Here is a 15,806-nt window from a genome sequence, read left to right as displayed (position 1 = left end):
GGGCGGCGGCCCCCCCCCCCCCCCCCCCCCCCGGGGGGGGGGGGGGGTTTTTTTTTTCTTGGGGGGGGGGGCCCCGCCCCCGGCCCGCCGGGGGGCCCCCCCCCGCCCGGGGCCCCCCCCCCGCTTCCCGCTTCCTTTCCGTCCCCTATATGAGGCCGCGCCGCATCGCGTAGCCCACCGCATGCGCGCGGTTGCGCAGGCCGAGGCGGGTGATGATCTCGTGCAGCACGTTCTTCACCGTGCGCTCGGAATACGACGTCTTGGCGGCTATCTCGCTGGTGTCGAAGCCCTCCGCCACCAGCTTCAGCATCTCCGCCTCCCGTGCCGTTAACGTCGAGAGGGTCAGGCCCCGCCCGTCCAGCATGGTGCGCTGCAACATCCCGATCCGGTCGAGCAGTTCGCCCAACAGGTCCCCGGGCATCACGCCCTCTCCGTTGGCCAGCGCCGTGATCAGGTGCACCAGCCGGTCCTGGGTGGCCTCCGAGCGGCGCAGCACCGCGGCGACCCCGTACTCCACGATGGTCTGCAGACCGCCGGCCTCGAAGTGGCCGACCACCAGGCCGATCCGGCCCGTGGTGGCGAGCCGCAGCCGGCGCAGGTGCTCGGTCACCGTGTCGGTCAGCGCGTCGACCACCAGCAGGGAGACCTCGGCCCGGCCGGCCTCGCTCTCGTTCAGCAGCTCCACCTCGGGCCGCTGGCGCAGCGTCTGGACCACGCCGGTCTGCAGGATGAGGTCCTCCGCGAAGACCGCCACCCGCACCTGGGCCGGCCTGCCGCGCAGTTGCTCGGGGATGCGGGGTGCGGCGGCGGTGCCGGAGCGTGGCGCGACCCCGGTCCGGCGTGTGGTGACGGCTTCCTCCCGGGTTGTATCGGTCGACGTCATCGAACTACTCCATTCTTCACTTGCCTGCGAGGGTGACGGCCGGCTGCCCGCGTGGCGGGGCCGACCGGGGGAAGGTGGGCGCGGGTCACGCGCGGCTGAGCCGGTCCCGGGGCGGCACCGGGCGGGGTCTCCGGTCGGTCCGTACGGGCAAGGGGTGTGCCCACAGCTTGCCCGTACGGTCCTCTTCTCCGGCGCCGGACGGCCCTACCGTCACGCTATGACCACATCCGCCGAACTCGGCCTGCCAGCACTGACGGTGGCCCCCGGTGGCGTGGCCACCGCGACTCTGACGGTACGCAACGACCTCGACATCGTTGAGGCCTACACGTTCGAGGTGGTCGGCGACTGCGCCGCCTGGACGACGGTCGAGCCGGCCCGGGTGTCGCTCTACCCCGGGACCTCCGAGACGGTGACGGTCCGGCTGGCCCCGCCGCGGTCCTCCGCCAGCCGGGCCGGCGAGTTCCCGCTCGGCGTCCGGGTGCTGCCGGTCGAGCGCCCCGACCTGGTGAGGGTGCCGGAGACCACGGTCACCGTGACGCCGTTCCACGAGTTGCAGGCCGCGCTCGCCCCGCGCCGTCGCCGGGGCTGGCTGCGCGGGCGCTACCGGGCCTCGGTGCGCAACCAGGGCAACGCCCCCACCACGGTGGCCTTCACGCCCGGACAGGCCGGCGAGGACCTGCGGTTCGCGGTCACGCCGGAGAAGCTGCGCCTGGAGCCCGGTGAGTCCGGGGAGGTGCGGGTCCAGGCGCGCACCCGCAAGCTGATCTGGTTCGGCAAGCCGGCGACCTGGCCGTTCGAGGTGACGGTGGGCCCGGAGGAGCGGCCGGAGAGCAAGGACGGCAAGGACGGCAGGACCGGGAGCAGCGTCCCGGAGGCCGCCGCTCCCGCGCCCCAGAAGCCCGTCCTGGACGGCGAGTTCGTCCAGCTGCCGATCTTCCCCACCTGGCTGCTCGCCCTGCTGGCCGCGCTGATCGCGCTGCTGCTGGCCTGGTTCGCGCTGGTCCGCCCGGCGGTGCGCAGCTCCGCCAAGCAGGCCGCCGAACAGGCCGTCGTCGCCCAGCAGAGCGCCACCCCGGCCGTGCCCGCGGGCGCTCCGGCCGGTGACGCGCCGGGCGCCCCCGCCAACGGGGCGACCCCCGGCGGTCAGGCCAAGCCGGGCGCTGGGAAGCCCGCCACCGGCCCGGGCGGCCAGGGCGGCCCCGGCGCGAGCCCGGCGGTGCCGGGGACGGGGCAGCAGTTCTCCGAGACGATCGACGTGCAGACCGCGAACGGTGCTGCCGGGACGGGCAGTTACCCGGTGCCGCACGGAAAGGTGCTCGACATCACCGACATCGTGGTGGCCAACTTCCAGGGCGACCAGGGCGTGGTGACCATCACGGCGGGCAACAAGACGATCACCACGATCGCCCTGGAGACCTTCCGCAACCAGGACTACCACTGGGTGACCCCCATCCAGGTCCCCGAGGACCAGACCGTGACGGCGAACGTGACGTGCGAGGCGCCGGGCACCCCGGCGTCGGGCAAGCAGGCGGCCACGTGCCACGAACTCCTCAACGTCAGCGGGACACTGAGCGACATCCGGCGGGCGAACTGAACACTTCCGACCCGTTCGTCTCCGAATTCCCCCACGTCCCGCGCGCCCCCTCACATCTCGTGACCATGTCAATACTCGACGGACACTGTTGCATCGTGCACCCGTGCGAACAAAACCGACCCGCCCGCGACACGCCGTGATCTGCCCCCCGGGGCAATCGCCCTGGCCCTCCAGGGCAACGGGTCCGCCCCCGCGGACGGTTCGGGCTGCCCCGGGAAAGCCGAACGCCGGCCCCGCCCTCGAAAAGGGCGGGGCCGGCGTTCGGCGTGATCGCGGTCGGAGACCGCCGGATCAGAACCAGTGCAGGCAGTGCGGGGCGCGCTCGGCGCGGAACAGGGCGTCGGCGAGGACGGCCGCGCCCGGGCGGTGGGCGCGAATGTGCCCGGCCCGGACGAGCGCGCTCGGGGCGGTGCCGCCGAGGTAGACCGAGCCCAGGTCCCGCACGTCCAGGGAGAGGTCGGGTTCCCGGTCCGTCGGGACGCACGCGGCCTTCCCGTCGCGGACGGCCAGCAGGTACCGCTGGCGCTCGCCGAGGAACGGGTCGTCGACGTCGAGGACCAGCTCGCCGTCCGTGAACCAGCCGCGCGAGGTCAGCGCGCGCGGGACGTCCAGCAGCCGCACCCAGAGCCAGTCGGTCTCCCCGCCCGGCTCGCCGGCCCGGAAGTCCGCGAACTGCCAGCGCAGCGGGTGGTCCGGCGGGCAGTGCCGGAACACGACCCGGGCGACCAGGTCGTGGCCGAGCAGGAACCGGGCCAGGTCGGTGTAGGCGGCGTCGTCGACGGCGACGGTCTCGTCCACCGTCAGGGCGTCACCGTCCTTCGAGTAGCTCGCGTACCCGTCCGGGGTGCCGTCGGCGTCCCGGTGGACGGCGACGTAGCGCGGCGTCGAGGCGACCGGGACCTGCCCCGCGCCCAGCTCCCACCAGCGGCGCGGCCGGGACAGCGCGCCGGGCTGGGCCCGCCGGTAGCGGTCGTAGACCTGCTCCAGGACCTCCCCGCACGCGGCCCGGGGCAGCACTTCGACCGAACCGCCCGCCGGTGCGGCGGCCGCCCGGGGCCCGGCGAAGGCGGCCTGGTGGCGCTGCACCGTCAGCCGCTGGGTGTACGTCGCCGGGCCGTAGCCGAACCGGCCGTAGATCCCGGCCTCGGAGGCCAGCAGCACGGCCAGGAACTCCCCGCGCGCCCGCAGGTCAGCGAACTGGCGCCGCATCATCGCGGTGAGCACGCCCTGGCGGCGGTGGGTGGGCAGGACGCCGACGGCCGTCACCCCGGGGGCCGGGACGACGACCTGCCCGGGCAGGGTGAGCTCGAAGCTGTACGCGCCGGCGGTGCCGACGGGCCGTCCGTCCGCCGTCACGGCCAGCAGGTTGCGGTCCATCTCGGTCGCCGCCCACCAGACCCCGCCGCCGTCCGCGTTCGGGCTCTCCGGGAAGATCCCCAGCGCGGCGTGGAAGGTGTCGACGAAGGCGCCGAGGTCCTGGTCGGTCGTGGAACGGATCTCCATGTGGTGCTGCTGCCTCCCCGCGATGCGGCCACCACCCCGTGTGGCGCCCCCCGAAGTGCAGCGTCGCCGCGCGGGCCGGTCAAGCGAATTACCGCCGCGGCCCCGGCGCTCGGACGGCGGCCAGGGACCGCGCGAGGGCCACCCGCGCCAGGCGCTCGGCCCTCGGCAGCAGCGCCGGGGCCGCCACGGCCACGGCGATCGAGGCGGCGACACCCGCCCAGGCGACCGGGCCGAGCGGGGTGCAGCCGAAGAAGCGGCTGAGGCCCGGGGTCTGCACGACGGACGCGAGGACGGCGGCGGAGCCCAGGACGGTGGCGAGGACCAGCGGGCTGCGCCGGCGCCCGGTCAGGGTCTGGGCCAGCTGGGCGCCGACCACACCGCACAGCGCCATGGTGCTGGTGCGCCGCGCCGAGCCCGGGGTGGCGGTGCCGATGGCCCAGGCGGTCGTCGCGCCGAGCGCGGTCACCACGCCGCGGTGGCGGATCTGGCGGGCGAGCGGGGCGTCCAGCGCCGCGGTGCCCGCACCCGGCCCGCCCGGCTCCGCCGGCGGCTCGTCCCGGGGCGTGACGGCCACGGCCATCGCCGGGAACATGTCGGTCAGCAGGTTGACGAGCAGGATCTGCCGGGTGGACATCGGTGCGCGGCCCGAGAGCAGGGTGCCGAACAGGGAGAAGCCGATCTCGCCCGCGTTGCCGCCGATCAGGATGGTGATCGCGTCCGCCACGCTGCGCCACAGCGCCCGGCCCTCGTCGACGGCGGCGGTCAGGACGGTCAGCTCCTCGTCGGTGATCACCAGGTCGGCGGCGTTGCGGGCCGCCGCCGAGCCGCGGGCGGCGATGCCCACCCCGACATCGGCGGCGCGGATGGCGGCGGCGTCGTTGGCCCCGTCGCCCACCATCGCCACCACCCGTCCCGCCTCCCGCAGCGCCTCGACGACCAGCACCTTCTGCTCCGGTGCGACCCGGGCGACCACGTCGCAGTCGCGCAGTGCCCGGGCCCGGCCGCCGCGGTCGAGGCCGGCCAGGTCGTCGCCGGTGGCCAGTTCGACGTCCTCGGGCCAGCCCAGCGCGACCGCCACCGCGCGGGCGGTGGCCGGGTGGTCGCCGGTGAGCATGACCGGCCGCACCCCGGCCTCGCGCAGGCCCGCGACGAGTGCGGCGGACCCGGCGCGCGGGGTGTCGGCGAGGGCGACGAAGCCGGCCGGCTCCAGCTCGCCGAGCGGACGGTCGAGCGCCTCGTCGTCGTCCTCGGCGCCGGTCAGCGGCCGGGTGGCGACGGCGAGCACCCGCAGCCCGTCCGCCGCCAGGGCGGCCACCACGTCGTTCTCCGCCTCGCCCGCCCCGGCGCAGGCCGGCAGGACGCTCTCCGGCGCGCCCTTCACCACCAGCACCCGGCGGCCGTCCTCCTCGGTGCCGGTCGCGGCGGCGTAGCCCCGGCTCGCCTCGAACGGCAGCACCTTGCCGGGCGTCCAGCGCAGGTCGGCGGGGGCGGCGGCGAGGACCGCCTCGTCGGTGGAGTGGGCGTGCACCGCCGAGTCGTCCTCGGCGGGCGGACAGGCGCGGGCCGCGGTCCGCAGGACGGGCACCGCGGCCGGGTCGTCGGCCGGCCACCTCGCCCCGTCGGCGGTGGCGGCGCGAGCCACCCGCAGCCGGTTCTCCGTCAGGGTGCCGGTCTTGTCGAAGCAGACGGTGTCCATCCGGCCGAGCGCCTCCAGCGCGCGCGGGGCGCGGACCAGGACGCCCTGCCGGCTGAGCCGTCGGGCGGCGGACAGCTGGGCGACGGTGGCCACCAGTGGCAGCCCCTCCGGTACGGCGGCGACGGCGACGGCCAGTCCGCCGCGGACGGCCTCGCGCACCGGGCGCCCGCGCAGGACGGCCAGCGCGGCCACCCCGGCCCCGCCGGCCAGGGTGAACGGCAGGCTGCGGCCGGTGAGTTCGCGCAGCCTGGCCTGGACGCCCTCGGCGGGCGGGGTGCGCGCGGCGAGGTGCGCGGCCCGCCCGGCCTCGGTGTGGTCGCCGGTGCCGACGACCACGGCCCGGGCGTGCCCGGCGACGACGGTCGTGCCCTCGAAGACCATGCACCGGCGGTCGGCGACGGCCGCGGCGTCGGGGGTGGCGTCCGACTGCTTCGCGGTGGGCAGGGACTCGCCGGTCAGCGAGGACTCGTCGACCTCCAGGTCCTCGACGTCGAGCAGCCGGGCGTCGGCGGGCACCACGTCCCCGGTGTTCAGCTCGATCACCTGGCCGGGCACCAGGTCCTCGGACCCGACCGTGCGGGTCCGCTCCCCCTCGACCACGCCGACCGTCCGGTGCTGCGTCATCTCCAGTGCGGCCAGGGCGCGTTCGGCCCTCACCCGCTGGGCGGTGCCGATCAGCGCGTTCATCGCCAGGGCGCCGACGACCAGCAGCGCGTCCACCGGCGAGCCCAGCAGCGCGGAGGCCGCCGCGCCGACCAGCAGCACCGGGGTCAGCGGGTCGTCGAGTTCGGAGCGCAGCGCGCCGGCCGTCCGGGCCGCCTCGCGCACGGGGGCCAGGACCGGAGCCCGCCGGGCCCGCCGCGCGAGGTCCGACCACGCCTGTCCGGCGCCCGGGCGGCGCGCCGAGCGCCGGACGGCGGTGAGCCGGGCCAGCGCCGCCTTCGGGGCGAGCGCGTGCCACGGGACGCGCGGCGGCGGGTGCGGCGGCCGGCGGGCGCCGACCCGCAGGGCCGCCCGCCAGCCCGAGACGAGGGCGGCCGCGGTCGCGAGGTTGACGGGCGAGAGCCGGATGCCGACCGGGAGGGTGCCGCCGGGCCGCCTGCCCCGGGTGACGACCAGGAGCCCGGACAGCACGGCACCCGCCTCGGCCAGCGTCCTGGCGTGCCGGGCCACCGTACGGGCGGCGGGGATCGCGGCCAGCAGCCGCCAGGCCGGTTCCAGTCCGCCCGTCAGCAGGAGGTCGGCGCCCCACACCACCGCACCGCCCTGGTCGGCGACCGCCACCGCGAGGTCGCCGCGCAGCAGTCCGGCCAGCAGCTCCCCGGAGCCGTCCGTCAACTCCCTTCCCTCGGCGGAGGGGACACGGGCAAGGGTGAGCACCACCCTTCCGTCGCGCTGGAGTTGTCGCACCGTATCGGCCAACGGCATGTCAGGACGGATCAGTTGGTCGGCCAGCGAGCCGAAGTCGCCGAGCGATCCGTCGTCGACCACCAGGACGCGCAGTCCGGCCCGCCGGGCGGCGTCGAGCGCGGCCTCGGCGAGCGGGGCGATCGCCCGGCCGACCAGGACGGTGCCGACGGCCCGCCCCTGGTCGGCCGCGACCATCAGGCCGGTCCCGGCATCCGCGTCCTGCGCCAACTGGTCGGCAACCGGGGAGAGTTCGAGTGGAGCTTCGGCTCCGGCCGACTGGTCCAGCGCCGCGGTGGCGGCCTGCCACAGCCGGTCGTGGTCCCAGTCGGACACGTTCGGGTCGACCGCCAGGACGGTCCTCTCCTCGCCGCGCAGCGCGTCGGGGTGCAGGACCACGGTGTCGACGAGTTCGAGCCGGCTCAGCCGGTCGAGGTTGCGGACCAGTACGCCCTCGCGGGCGAGCGCGGTGCCCAGCGCGGTGGTGAAGGCCGTCGGGCCGTAGCGCGCGGCCTTGGGGTTCCCGGCCACCAGGCCCTCGGCGGCCTCCGCCATGCTGCGGGTGAACAGCAGGGCGCCGGCCGCGCCGAGCAGGGTACCGCCCACCGCCTTGTCCGCGTACTCCTCGTTCGGCAGCGGGCGCAGCGCCGGTCGGGCGGTGGCGTGGCGTCCCGACACGCTCAGTCGGCCGGGCGCGCAGAGCGTGTCGTGCGCGGTGTCGAAGGCGGCGGCCTCGGCGAGCGTCTCCAGCAGGCGTCCCGTCCGCAGCACCGCGTCGAGGGCCACGGCGGCGGGCGCCCGTCCGACGCCGTTCGCGGCCGCGCCGGCCGCCGCCAGCACCAGCTCCGAGCCGGTCTCACCGAGTCGGCGGCGCACCAGCGCGCGGACCTGCGGGTCCTCGCGGACCAGGGCGGTCGCCGCGATGGCCAGCCGGGGCGCGGCCGGCAGCCGGACCGCCCGGGTGCCGACCGCCGCCGCCAGGCCCACCGCGTCGCAGCCCAGGGCGATCGCCTGAACCCGCACACTGCCGGCACGGCCCGGGTGCGAGGACTCCAGCACCGCGTCGCCGTCCGGTTCCAGGCGCTGGCCGGCGGCGAGTTCGCCGGCGCGGTCCGCGACCCGCTCGGCCACCGCGTCCTGGGTCAGTTGCACCACCAGCCGGGCCAGCCCGCCGTCCCAGTAGGCGGCGACCACATCCGGCCGCTTCGCCAGCCCCAGGGCCACCCGCCGGGCCGCGCCCTCCACGTCCCGCACCCGGGCCGTCGCCGGGCGCAGCGGGAGCTGGATCCGGCTGCCCGCCTGCCAGTAGCCCCGGCCCGCCGCGGCGGCGTTCTCGGCCACCCGGACCACCCGCCGGGCCGTGGCGGTCGCGGAGAGCGCGGTGCGGGCGCCGGTGCGGACCCCGGCCTCGGCCGTCGCCGCCGTCAGCCGGACGGCGGAGCGGGCGGTCGGCAGCGCGGCGCGGGCGGCCGCCACCGGCGCGGCCAGGGCCAGTCCGAGGCCGGCCGCCGACATGCGGGTCGCGAAGCGCAGGACCATCGCTCGGCTCCGGGGGCGGGTCAGGCGCCCGGCACCCGGCCCGCGCCGGGTACCGCGGGCGCTTTCTCGGGCGACGCGGGTGCGGGCGGCGGGGTCTCGGGGGTCGCGGGTGCGGGCGGTTTCATGGTCGTTCCCGATCGGTCTCGTCGGCGGCACGGACCGGCGTGCCGACTGCCGACCCGTCCCTGCTACCCGGGCGTCTGCCCGGCTGCACGAGGTCAAACGGCGTGCCGGGAACATGCTCGACCCGACCCCGGCACGGCCCCGGCACGGCCTGTTTGGCCTGCCCGCCGACGGCAACCCGCAGCGGTATGGCGTACCTCGGAGAACCCGTACCGACCGTTCCGCAGCCCTGGCCATCCGGCCCCTGCGACCGGTCCGGGCCCTGGCTGACCACCGCGCCCGGCCCTTCCGACCGGAGCCGCGCGGTGCTGTTCGGCCGCGACGGCACCCTCCTGCAGGACGTCTCCTGCAACGGCGACCCCGCCATGGTCCACCCGACGGCGGGCATCCGCGCCGCCCTCGCGGCCCTGCGCGCGGCCGGCTTCGCGCTCGGCGTGCTGAGCAACCAGCCGGCCGTGGCGCGGGGGATGCTCGGCCGCGGCCAGGTCGACGCCATCCAGGCCCGGGCCGAACTGCTGCTGGGACCGGTGGACGTGTGGGCGGTCTGCCCGCACGGCTCGCACGACGGCTGCGCCTGCCGCATGCCCGACCCCAGCCTCGTGACGGCCGCCTGCCGGGCCCTCGGCCTGCCGCCCGCGCGGGTCACCGTGATCGGCTGCGCCGACTCCGTGATCGCCGCCGCGCTGGCCGCCGGCGCGCACGCGATCCGGGTCCGCGAGGCCGGCCGGCCGCCGCATCCGGCGTGCCCGCCCTGCACCCTGACCGCCTGCCCGTCCGCCGAGGACCCGGCCGAGGCCGCCGCCCTGCTGCTGCGGCGCTGACCGGCGACGGGACGGCCGGGAACGTGGCTGCCGATGACGGGGCCGGCCGCCGCCCGGCCGGTGTGAGCGGCCGCACGGCGGAAAGACGCCTCACCGGGCCCGGTCCGCCGGCCCGGACACGAACGGAGGACAGCATGAACGGCGAACGGCACGAACGACCACTGCACGACATGGGGGGCGCGATCGGCCCGGCGGACACCGCCGGGACGGAGCGGGACGAGGAGAGGACCGAGGGCCCGGGGCGCCGGCCGTCGCCGATCGGCAAGGGCGGGACGCCCAACGTCGCGGGGAGTGACGTGCAGCAGCCGGAGATCGCCGAAGGCCCGGTACCCGGCGTCCAGCCCGACGAGGAGTACGGCGGCCCGCGGCGCTCCCCCACGGGCACCGCGGAGCCCCCGGACGGACCCGCCCAGAGCACCGCGGCCGCCGGAGCCCCGGAGTCCGGGGAAGCGGTGGAACCGCTGGAGGAGCCGGAGGAGCCCGAGCGGGGCCGGCACGACCCCGGCGCCGAACCGGAGGACGAGGGCATCCCCGACCTCCAGGACGGCTCCCCCGCCCGGACGTGGTCGCAGGACCCGCAGGTCCAACCCGTCCCCGGTGACGCGCCGGTGGCCGCCGAGTCCTTCGGCACCACCGGGGCCGAGCAGGCCGAGGGCGAGTCGCTCGACGCCCGGCTCGCCCAGGAGGAACCCGAGACCGACGAACGGACGGCCGTGGCCGGCGAGCCCGAACAGGCCGCCGGACGCCTCGACCCGCCCGACCCGCACAGCGATCTGCGGGCCGACGCACCCGGCGACACCGCGGGCCTGTCGGCCGAGGAGGAGGCCGTACGGATCCGCTCCGACGGCGGAGCCGAACCCGGGTCCACCGGGGCGGGCCCGTACCGACGGCCCGACGAGGAACCGGGCATCGAGGCACCGGAGTCCGTCGAGGGTGCCGCCGGCGACGAGGACGCCGAGGGCGACCGCCCGCCGCGGACCTGACCGCCGGCCTCCTCGGGCAGCGGCCGGGAACCGGCGGCCACCGGGCCCGGCCGCTGCCCCGGCGTGACCCGCGCGGAAACGGGCAGACGCGGTCCGTCAACGAGCCCCGAGGGGGAAGGAGTCCGCCGTGGTCGATCCGGCGAAGACGAAGACGCTACGGTCCGCACGGGAAGGCGAGCCGGGGGAGGTCGAGCCGGGAGTCGTCGCCACCGACGTCCCCGCCCGGCTGGACCGGCTGCCCTGGTCGCACTGGCACTGGCGGATCGTCATCGGCCTGGGCACGGTGTGGATCCTCGACGGCCTGGAAGTGACGATCGTCGGCAACATGGCCGGCCGGCTGGCCCAGCAGGGCAGCGGCATCGCCATCAGCACCGCCGAGGTCACCACCGTGGCCGCCGCGCTCTACGTGGCGGGCGCCTGCGCCGGTGCCCTCTTCTTCGGGCGGCTGACCGACCGGCTGGGACGCAAGAAGCTCTTCATGCTCACCCTGGCCGTCTACCTCGCCGCCACCGCCGTCACCGCGTTCTCCTGGACCGCCTGGTTCTTCTTCCTCTGCCGCTTCCTCACCGGGTTCGGCATCGGAGGCGAGTACGCGGCGATCAACTCCGCCATCGACGAACTGATCCCCGCCCGGGTGCGCGGCCGGATCGACCTGATCATCAACGGCAGCTTCTGGATCGGCGCGGCCCTCGGCGCCTTCGCGTCGATCGCCCTGCTGAACACCTCCTTCCTCGCCACCGACGTCGGCTGGCGGCTGGCCTTCGGCATCGGCGTCGTCCTCGGCCTGGTGATCCTGCTGGTCCGCCGGCACGTCCCGGAGAGCCCGCGCTGGCTGTTCACCCACGGGCGGGCCCAGGAGGCCGAGGAGATCGTGGCGCAGGCCGAGCGGACGGTGGAACGGCAGACCGGCCGGAAGCTGCCGCCCCTCGACGAGGAACCCGTCCTCATCCGCCAACGCGCCCCCCTGGGCTTCCTCACCATCGCCCGTACCGTGGTCAGCCGCTACCCCCGGCGCACCGTGCTCGGGCTCGCGCTGTTCATCGGCCAGGCCTTCCTCTACAACGCGGTGACCTTCGGTTACGCCACCGTCCTCACCACCTTCTTCGCCGTCCCCGAGGGCGACACCGGCTACTACTTCGCCGTGATCGCCGTCGGCAACTTCCTCGGCCCCCTCCTCCTCGGCCACTTCTTCGACAGCGTCGGCCGCAAACCGATGATCGCCGGAAGTTACATCGGCTCCGGCGTGCTGCTGTTCGGCACCGCCTACCTCTTCCAGCGGGGCTCGCTCTCCGCCGACACCATGACCGCCTGCTGGACGATCGTGCTGTTCCTCGCCTCGGCCGGCGCGAGCGCGGCGTACCTGACCGTTAGCGAGATCTTCCCGCTGGAGACCCGCGCCCTGTGCATCGCCTTCTTCTACGCGGTCGGCACCGCCGTCGGCGGGATCAGCGGCCCACTGCTCTTCAACGGCCTGGTCAGCAGCGGCAAGGCCGCCGACACCACCCTCGCCTTCTGCATCGGCGCCGCACTGATGACGGCCGCTGGCCTCGTCGAAGCCGCCATCGGCGTCAAGGCCGAACGCCGCAGCCTGGAATCCCTCGCCACCCCGCTCAGCGCCGTCCGCGACGACGCCCGGCAGTGAGGAGGTCCGAGCGGTTCCCGGGCAGGTCCGACCCGACGCCTGGCTGACCCCCTCCCCCTCCGCCCCGCTCCGCCCCGCTCCGCTCCGCTCCGCTGCGGCAGCGGGGCGCTGGACGGGACGGTCGAGCCCCGGCCCGCCGGTGGGGCGGCGGGCCGGGCCGTCGGTGCGGGATCAGGGCAGCGGGGCGCCGCGGGCGCTGATCCACAGTTCGTACCACTCCTCGTGGGTGAGCCCGGGTTCGCGCAGTACGGCGTCACGGCAGGCCGCGATGCGGGCGGGCCGGGTGGTCCCGATGACCGGTGCGATGCCGGCCGGGTGGCGCTGGAGCCACCAGAGGACGATCGTCTCCGGCGTGGTGCCCTTGCTCTCGGCGAGGGCACGGACGAGATCGCCGGTCGGCGTCGGGCTGCCGCCGGTGAAGCGGCCCCGGGCCAGGGCACCCCAGGCCTGGAGGCCGATCCCGTTGGCGGCGCAGTACTCGACCGTTCCGTGCGGGAAGCCGTTCCCGGCGGAGGCCGCGGTGTTGACCAGGACGCCGTCCTCGACCCAGGCACGGTGGCCCAGGCTCATCTCCAACTGGTTGACGACCAGGGGGACGTCGAGCTGCTCCCGGAGCCGGGCGATCTGCGCGGCGCTCATGTTCGACACGCCGAAGCGCCGCACCAGACCCTGCCGGTGCAGGGAGCCGAGGGCCCCGGCGATCTCCTCGGGACGGGCCAGCGGATCGGGCCGGTGGAGCAGCAGCACGTCGAGCGTGTCGGTGCGCAGCCGGGCGAGGCTCTCCTCCACCCGCCGTACGATGGTCGGCCCCCGGAGGTCGTACAGCCCGGGCCGCTCCCCGTCGGGGAGCCGGATGCCGCACTTGCTCTGCAGGATGATGCGCGCCCGCAGTCCGGGCGACGCGGACAGCAGCTCGCCGAAGACCGCTTCGGACTTGCCGCGCCGGTAGATGTCGGCGTGGTCGAACGCGGTGATCCCGGCGTCCAGCGCGGCTCCCACCGCGGCCTCGGCGTGGCCGACGTCCGCCGCGGTGTACGCGCTGTCGTCCCAGCTGCCGCCCAGTCCCATGCACCCGTACAGTGCCCGGCCGGTGCCGGCGGCCGGGCCCGTCATGCCGCCTCCCGGACGAGGTCCGCCAGCATCTCCGCGGCGGCGAGCACCGGCAGTTGGGTGTTGGCCGCCGGAACGGTCGGCAGGATGGAGGCGTCGACGACCCGCAGGTTCGACACGCCCCGGACCCGGCCCTCGCCGTCGACCACCGCGCGGGGGTCGTCGGGGGCGCCCATGGCGCAGGTCCCCACGGGATGCCAGTAGGTGCCGAGGCGGGCGCGGAGCTCCCGATCGGACAGGTCACGGGCCCGGGGGCCCCGGGCGGGACCGGCGAGCCGCGCCAGCGCCGCCGTCGCGGCCATCCGTTCGACGAGCTCCAGGCCCGAGCGGAGGACGGCGAGGTCGCGGCCGCCCTCGTCGGAGAGGAAGCCCGGGTCGATCTCCGGCGCCGCCGTGTGGTCGGCGGAGACCAGCCGTACGGTGCCCCGGGAGGCCGGCTTCATCACGAAGGCGGAGATGCCCGCCTCGTACTGGCCCCGCGGGAGTCCGCCGAACAGCGGTGGCCCGGCCACGGGCAGGAGGTGGAGGTCCCAGGACCCCTCCGGGCAGAGTCCGCTGGCCGCTCTGACCAGCATCCTGCTGACGTACAGGTCACCGGTGGCCTCCTTCTCGGCGAGCGCCGCGTTCAGCTCGTCCGTGGGGGCCAGCGGCACGAACACGCCGGGCTGGTCGACGAGGTTCGACCCGACGCCGGGCAGGTCGACCTCGGGGCGGACGCCGACTTCCCGGAGGTGGGCCGCGGGGCCGATTCCGCTGCGCATCAGCACGGCGGGCGAGCCGAAGCTGCCGCAGGCCAGCAGGTAGCCGTCGGCGTGCAGCGTCTCGCGCCGACCGTCCACCTCGATCGACACCCCCCGGACGCGTCCGTCGCGCACGTCCAGCCGGTCCACTGCGGCGTCCGCGAGGACGGTGAGGTTGGGTCGGGAGCGCGCGGCTTCCAGATAGGCGAAGGCCGCGTTGTGGCGGACGCCGTCGAAGGCGTTGAGCAACGGGGTGCCGTAGCCGGGCCCGCCGGGGGTGCCCATGTCCACCTCCCGGAAGCCGATCTCGGCGGCGGCCGCGAGGGCGGACCGGCTCCACCACGAGAACTCGTGCTCCGGTGCGCGGCGCAGGCCCATCCGTTCCACCGCCGCGAGACGGTACGGCTCCATCGCCGGAGCCGTCCAGCGCGGGCCTCCGAGCCGGGCCCACTCCGCGTGGTCGGCCTCGGACCCCCAGGTGTTCCAGCAGCCGTTGATGCACGACGAGCCGCCGAGCAGGCGGGCACGGATGCGGTGGGCCGGCGCGTGGCGCTCCCACACCTCCTCGCGCGGCAGCGCGCGGGCGTTCAGCACCCCCTTCGGCCACCCCGACCGCTCGCGGCCGAAGTCCGGTCCGGCCTCCACCACGCACACGGTGCGGTCCGGGTCCTCGCTCAACCGGGCCGCCAGCACACAGCCGGCCACACCGCCGCCGAGGACGAGCACGTCGTAGCCCGCCGACCGGCCCGTCACGCGCCTCCTCCCGCCGCCGGCGCGTCCGGTTCGGCGACGCGGGCGAGGAGTTCCTCCCGGCCGATGGAGTCGGTGCCGGTCGCCGGCACGGTGCACGCGAACGCCCCGGCGACCGCGCCGTAACGGGCGCACCGGGCGACCGGTTCGCCGGCCAGCCAGCCGAACAGGAAGCCCGACGCGAAGGCGTCGCCGGCGCCGTTGGAGTCGACCACCGGGGCGGGCGGCGGGACGACGGGGACGTGGGTGATCTCCCCGTCGGACAGCAGGTACGCGCCTTCGGCGCCGGCCGTGGCGACGACCACCCGGGCGCGGCCCCGTTCGACGATCCGCCGCATGGTCCGCTCCGGGTCGGCGAGGGCGGTGGTGGAGAGGAAGACGATGTCGGCCCCGTACGCGAACGGCTCGTGGTAGGCGTTGGCGCCGTCCCAGTTGTGCAGGTCGGTGGAGACGGTCACGCCGGCCTCACGGAGCTGCGGCAGCGCGAACGCGCAGGGGTAGGTGATCGACACGTGGGCGTGACGGCTCACCGAGGCCAGTGCCCGGACGGTCTCCTCGGGCAGCCGGTCCGCCTCGTCCGAGCGGGTGTCGTCGTAGAGCGACAGGCGTCGCCCGTCGGGGCCGACCAGGTTGACGGCGCGCTTGGTGCCGCCGGGCAGCGGGACCTCGGTCAGGGGGACGCCCCGGTCGCGGTGCAGCGCCCGGACCAGGTCGCCGGGGTGGTCGGCCCCGATCATGTCCAGGTGGTGGACGCGCAGGCCCAGCGCGCTCAGCCCGAGCGCGACGAAGTCGCCGGTCTGGCCCGCCCGCATCTCCACCCTCGGCACCATGTAGCTGTCGGCGAAGGGCAGCGGAAGCTCGGGCACGTACACGATCGTGTCGACGCCGGCGCCTCCCAGGACGAGGACGTCTGTCTCAGTGTTCATCGGTGTTCCTCTCGGGCCCGGGCCCCCGACGGCGGTGACCGGGCCCCGCTCGGCTCGGCCCACGCGGCTGACCCGTCGTCAACTGGCGG

10 protein-coding genes are annotated in these 15,806 nt (G+C 76.1%); 4 read left to right on the top strand and 6 right to left on the bottom strand.

Features of this window, described 5'->3' with window-relative positions; all coding sequences use genetic code 11:
* Positions 1 to 145: 145 nt before the first annotated feature.
* Complete coding sequence (locus ACFY0X_RS23680; RefSeq protein ID WP_387757276.1) at positions 146 to 883, bottom strand: LuxR C-terminal-related transcriptional regulator; 738 nt, start codon at positions 881 to 883, stop codon at positions 146 to 148.
* Between the two features lie 217 nt (positions 884 to 1,100).
* Between ACFY0X_RS23680 and ACFY0X_RS23675 the strand changes: the two genes are divergently transcribed.
* On the top strand, positions 1,101 to 2,477 hold the full coding sequence (locus ACFY0X_RS23675; protein ID WP_387757274.1) for a hydrolytic protein: 1,377 nt from the start codon (positions 1,101 to 1,103) through the stop codon (positions 2,475 to 2,477).
* A 291-nt stretch (positions 2,478 to 2,768) separates the two neighbouring features.
* Here the strand turns inward: ACFY0X_RS23675 and ACFY0X_RS23670 are convergent, their stop codons facing one another.
* The gene (locus ACFY0X_RS23670; protein ID WP_387757272.1) at positions 2,769 to 3,980 is read right to left on the bottom strand and encodes a GNAT family N-acetyltransferase; all 1,212 of its coding nucleotides are present in this window, start codon (positions 3,978 to 3,980) and stop codon (positions 2,769 to 2,771) included.
* 88 nt (positions 3,981 to 4,068) lie between these two features.
* Entirely contained in the window at positions 4,069 to 8,622 is a 4,554-nt protein-coding gene (locus ACFY0X_RS23665) for an HAD-IC family P-type ATPase (RefSeq protein WP_387757270.1), read from the bottom strand.
* A gap of 311 nt (positions 8,623 to 8,933) precedes the next feature.
* Here ACFY0X_RS23665 and ACFY0X_RS23660 point away from each other — a divergent pair, with 311 nt between their 5' ends.
* The 3 genes from ACFY0X_RS23660 (at position 8,934) to ACFY0X_RS23650 (ending at position 12,191) form a co-directional block, all read left to right on the top strand.
* Positions 8,934 to 9,566, top strand: coding sequence for an HAD-IIIA family hydrolase (locus ACFY0X_RS23660; RefSeq protein ID WP_387757269.1), 633 nt, complete (start codon positions 8,934 to 8,936; stop codon positions 9,564 to 9,566).
* A gap of 134 nt (positions 9,567 to 9,700) precedes the next feature.
* Entirely contained in the window at positions 9,701 to 10,549 is an 849-nt protein-coding gene (locus ACFY0X_RS23655) for a hypothetical protein (protein WP_387757268.1), read from the top strand.
* A gap of 226 nt (positions 10,550 to 10,775) precedes the next feature.
* Positions 10,776 to 12,191 carry an MFS transporter gene (locus tag ACFY0X_RS23650; RefSeq protein ID WP_387757455.1) on the top strand — a complete coding sequence of 472 codons (1,416 nt, stop codon included), beginning with the start codon at positions 10,776 to 10,778 and terminating at the stop codon, positions 12,189 to 12,191.
* Between the two features lie 171 nt (positions 12,192 to 12,362).
* Here the strand turns inward: ACFY0X_RS23650 and ACFY0X_RS23645 are convergent, their stop codons facing one another.
* From ACFY0X_RS23645 to ACFY0X_RS23635, 3 genes are read right to left on the bottom strand one after another with little or no spacing between them, the layout of a single operon-like run.
* A complete protein-coding gene (locus ACFY0X_RS23645) occupies positions 12,363 to 13,304 on the bottom strand; it encodes an aldo/keto reductase family oxidoreductase (RefSeq protein WP_387757266.1) in 942 nt (313 codons plus the stop codon).
* On the bottom strand, positions 13,301 to 14,794 hold the full coding sequence (locus ACFY0X_RS23640) for a GMC family oxidoreductase (RefSeq protein WP_387757264.1): 1,494 nt from the start codon (positions 14,792 to 14,794) through the stop codon (positions 13,301 to 13,303). Before ACFY0X_RS23640 ends, ACFY0X_RS23645 begins: the two co-directional genes overlap by 4 nt.
* Complete coding sequence (locus tag ACFY0X_RS23635) at positions 14,791 to 15,717, bottom strand: adenosine kinase (protein WP_387757262.1); 927 nt, start codon at positions 15,715 to 15,717, stop codon at positions 14,791 to 14,793. The genes ACFY0X_RS23640 and ACFY0X_RS23635 overlap by 4 nt, the downstream gene beginning before the upstream one ends.
* Between the last annotated feature and the right edge of the window lie 89 nt (positions 15,718 to 15,806).

Origin of the sequence: Kitasatospora sp. NPDC001547 (genome assembly GCF_042894165.1) — a bacterium.
Lineage (GTDB): Bacteria > Actinomycetota > Actinomycetes > Streptomycetales > Streptomycetaceae > Kitasatospora.
This window is presented reverse-complemented; position numbering and strand designations above follow the sequence as displayed.

Excerpts from the sequence above, each read along its gene's own strand:
- ACFY0X_RS23680 (WP_387757276.1), bottom strand. The coding sequence starts at position 883 with ATGACGTCGACCGATACAACCCGGGAGGAAGCCGTCACCACACGCCGG.
- ACFY0X_RS23675 (WP_387757274.1), top strand. The coding sequence starts at position 1,101 with ATGACCACATCCGCCGAACTCGGCCTGCCAGCACTGACGGTGGCCCCC.
- ACFY0X_RS23670 (WP_387757272.1), bottom strand. The coding sequence starts at position 3,980 with ATGGAGATCCGTTCCACGACCGACCAGGACCTCGGCGCCTTCGTCGAC.
- ACFY0X_RS23665 (WP_387757270.1), bottom strand. The coding sequence starts at position 8,622 with ATGGTCCTGCGCTTCGCGACCCGCATGTCGGCGGCCGGCCTCGGACTG.
- ACFY0X_RS23660 (WP_387757269.1), top strand. The coding sequence starts at position 8,934 with ATGGCGTACCTCGGAGAACCCGTACCGACCGTTCCGCAGCCCTGGCCA.
- ACFY0X_RS23655 (WP_387757268.1), top strand. The coding sequence starts at position 9,701 with ATGAACGGCGAACGGCACGAACGACCACTGCACGACATGGGGGGCGCG.
- ACFY0X_RS23645 (WP_387757266.1), bottom strand. The coding sequence starts at position 13,304 with ATGACGGGCCCGGCCGCCGGCACCGGCCGGGCACTGTACGGGTGCATG.
- ACFY0X_RS23635 (WP_387757262.1), bottom strand. The coding sequence starts at position 15,717 with ATGAACACTGAGACAGACGTCCTCGTCCTGGGAGGCGCCGGCGTCGAC.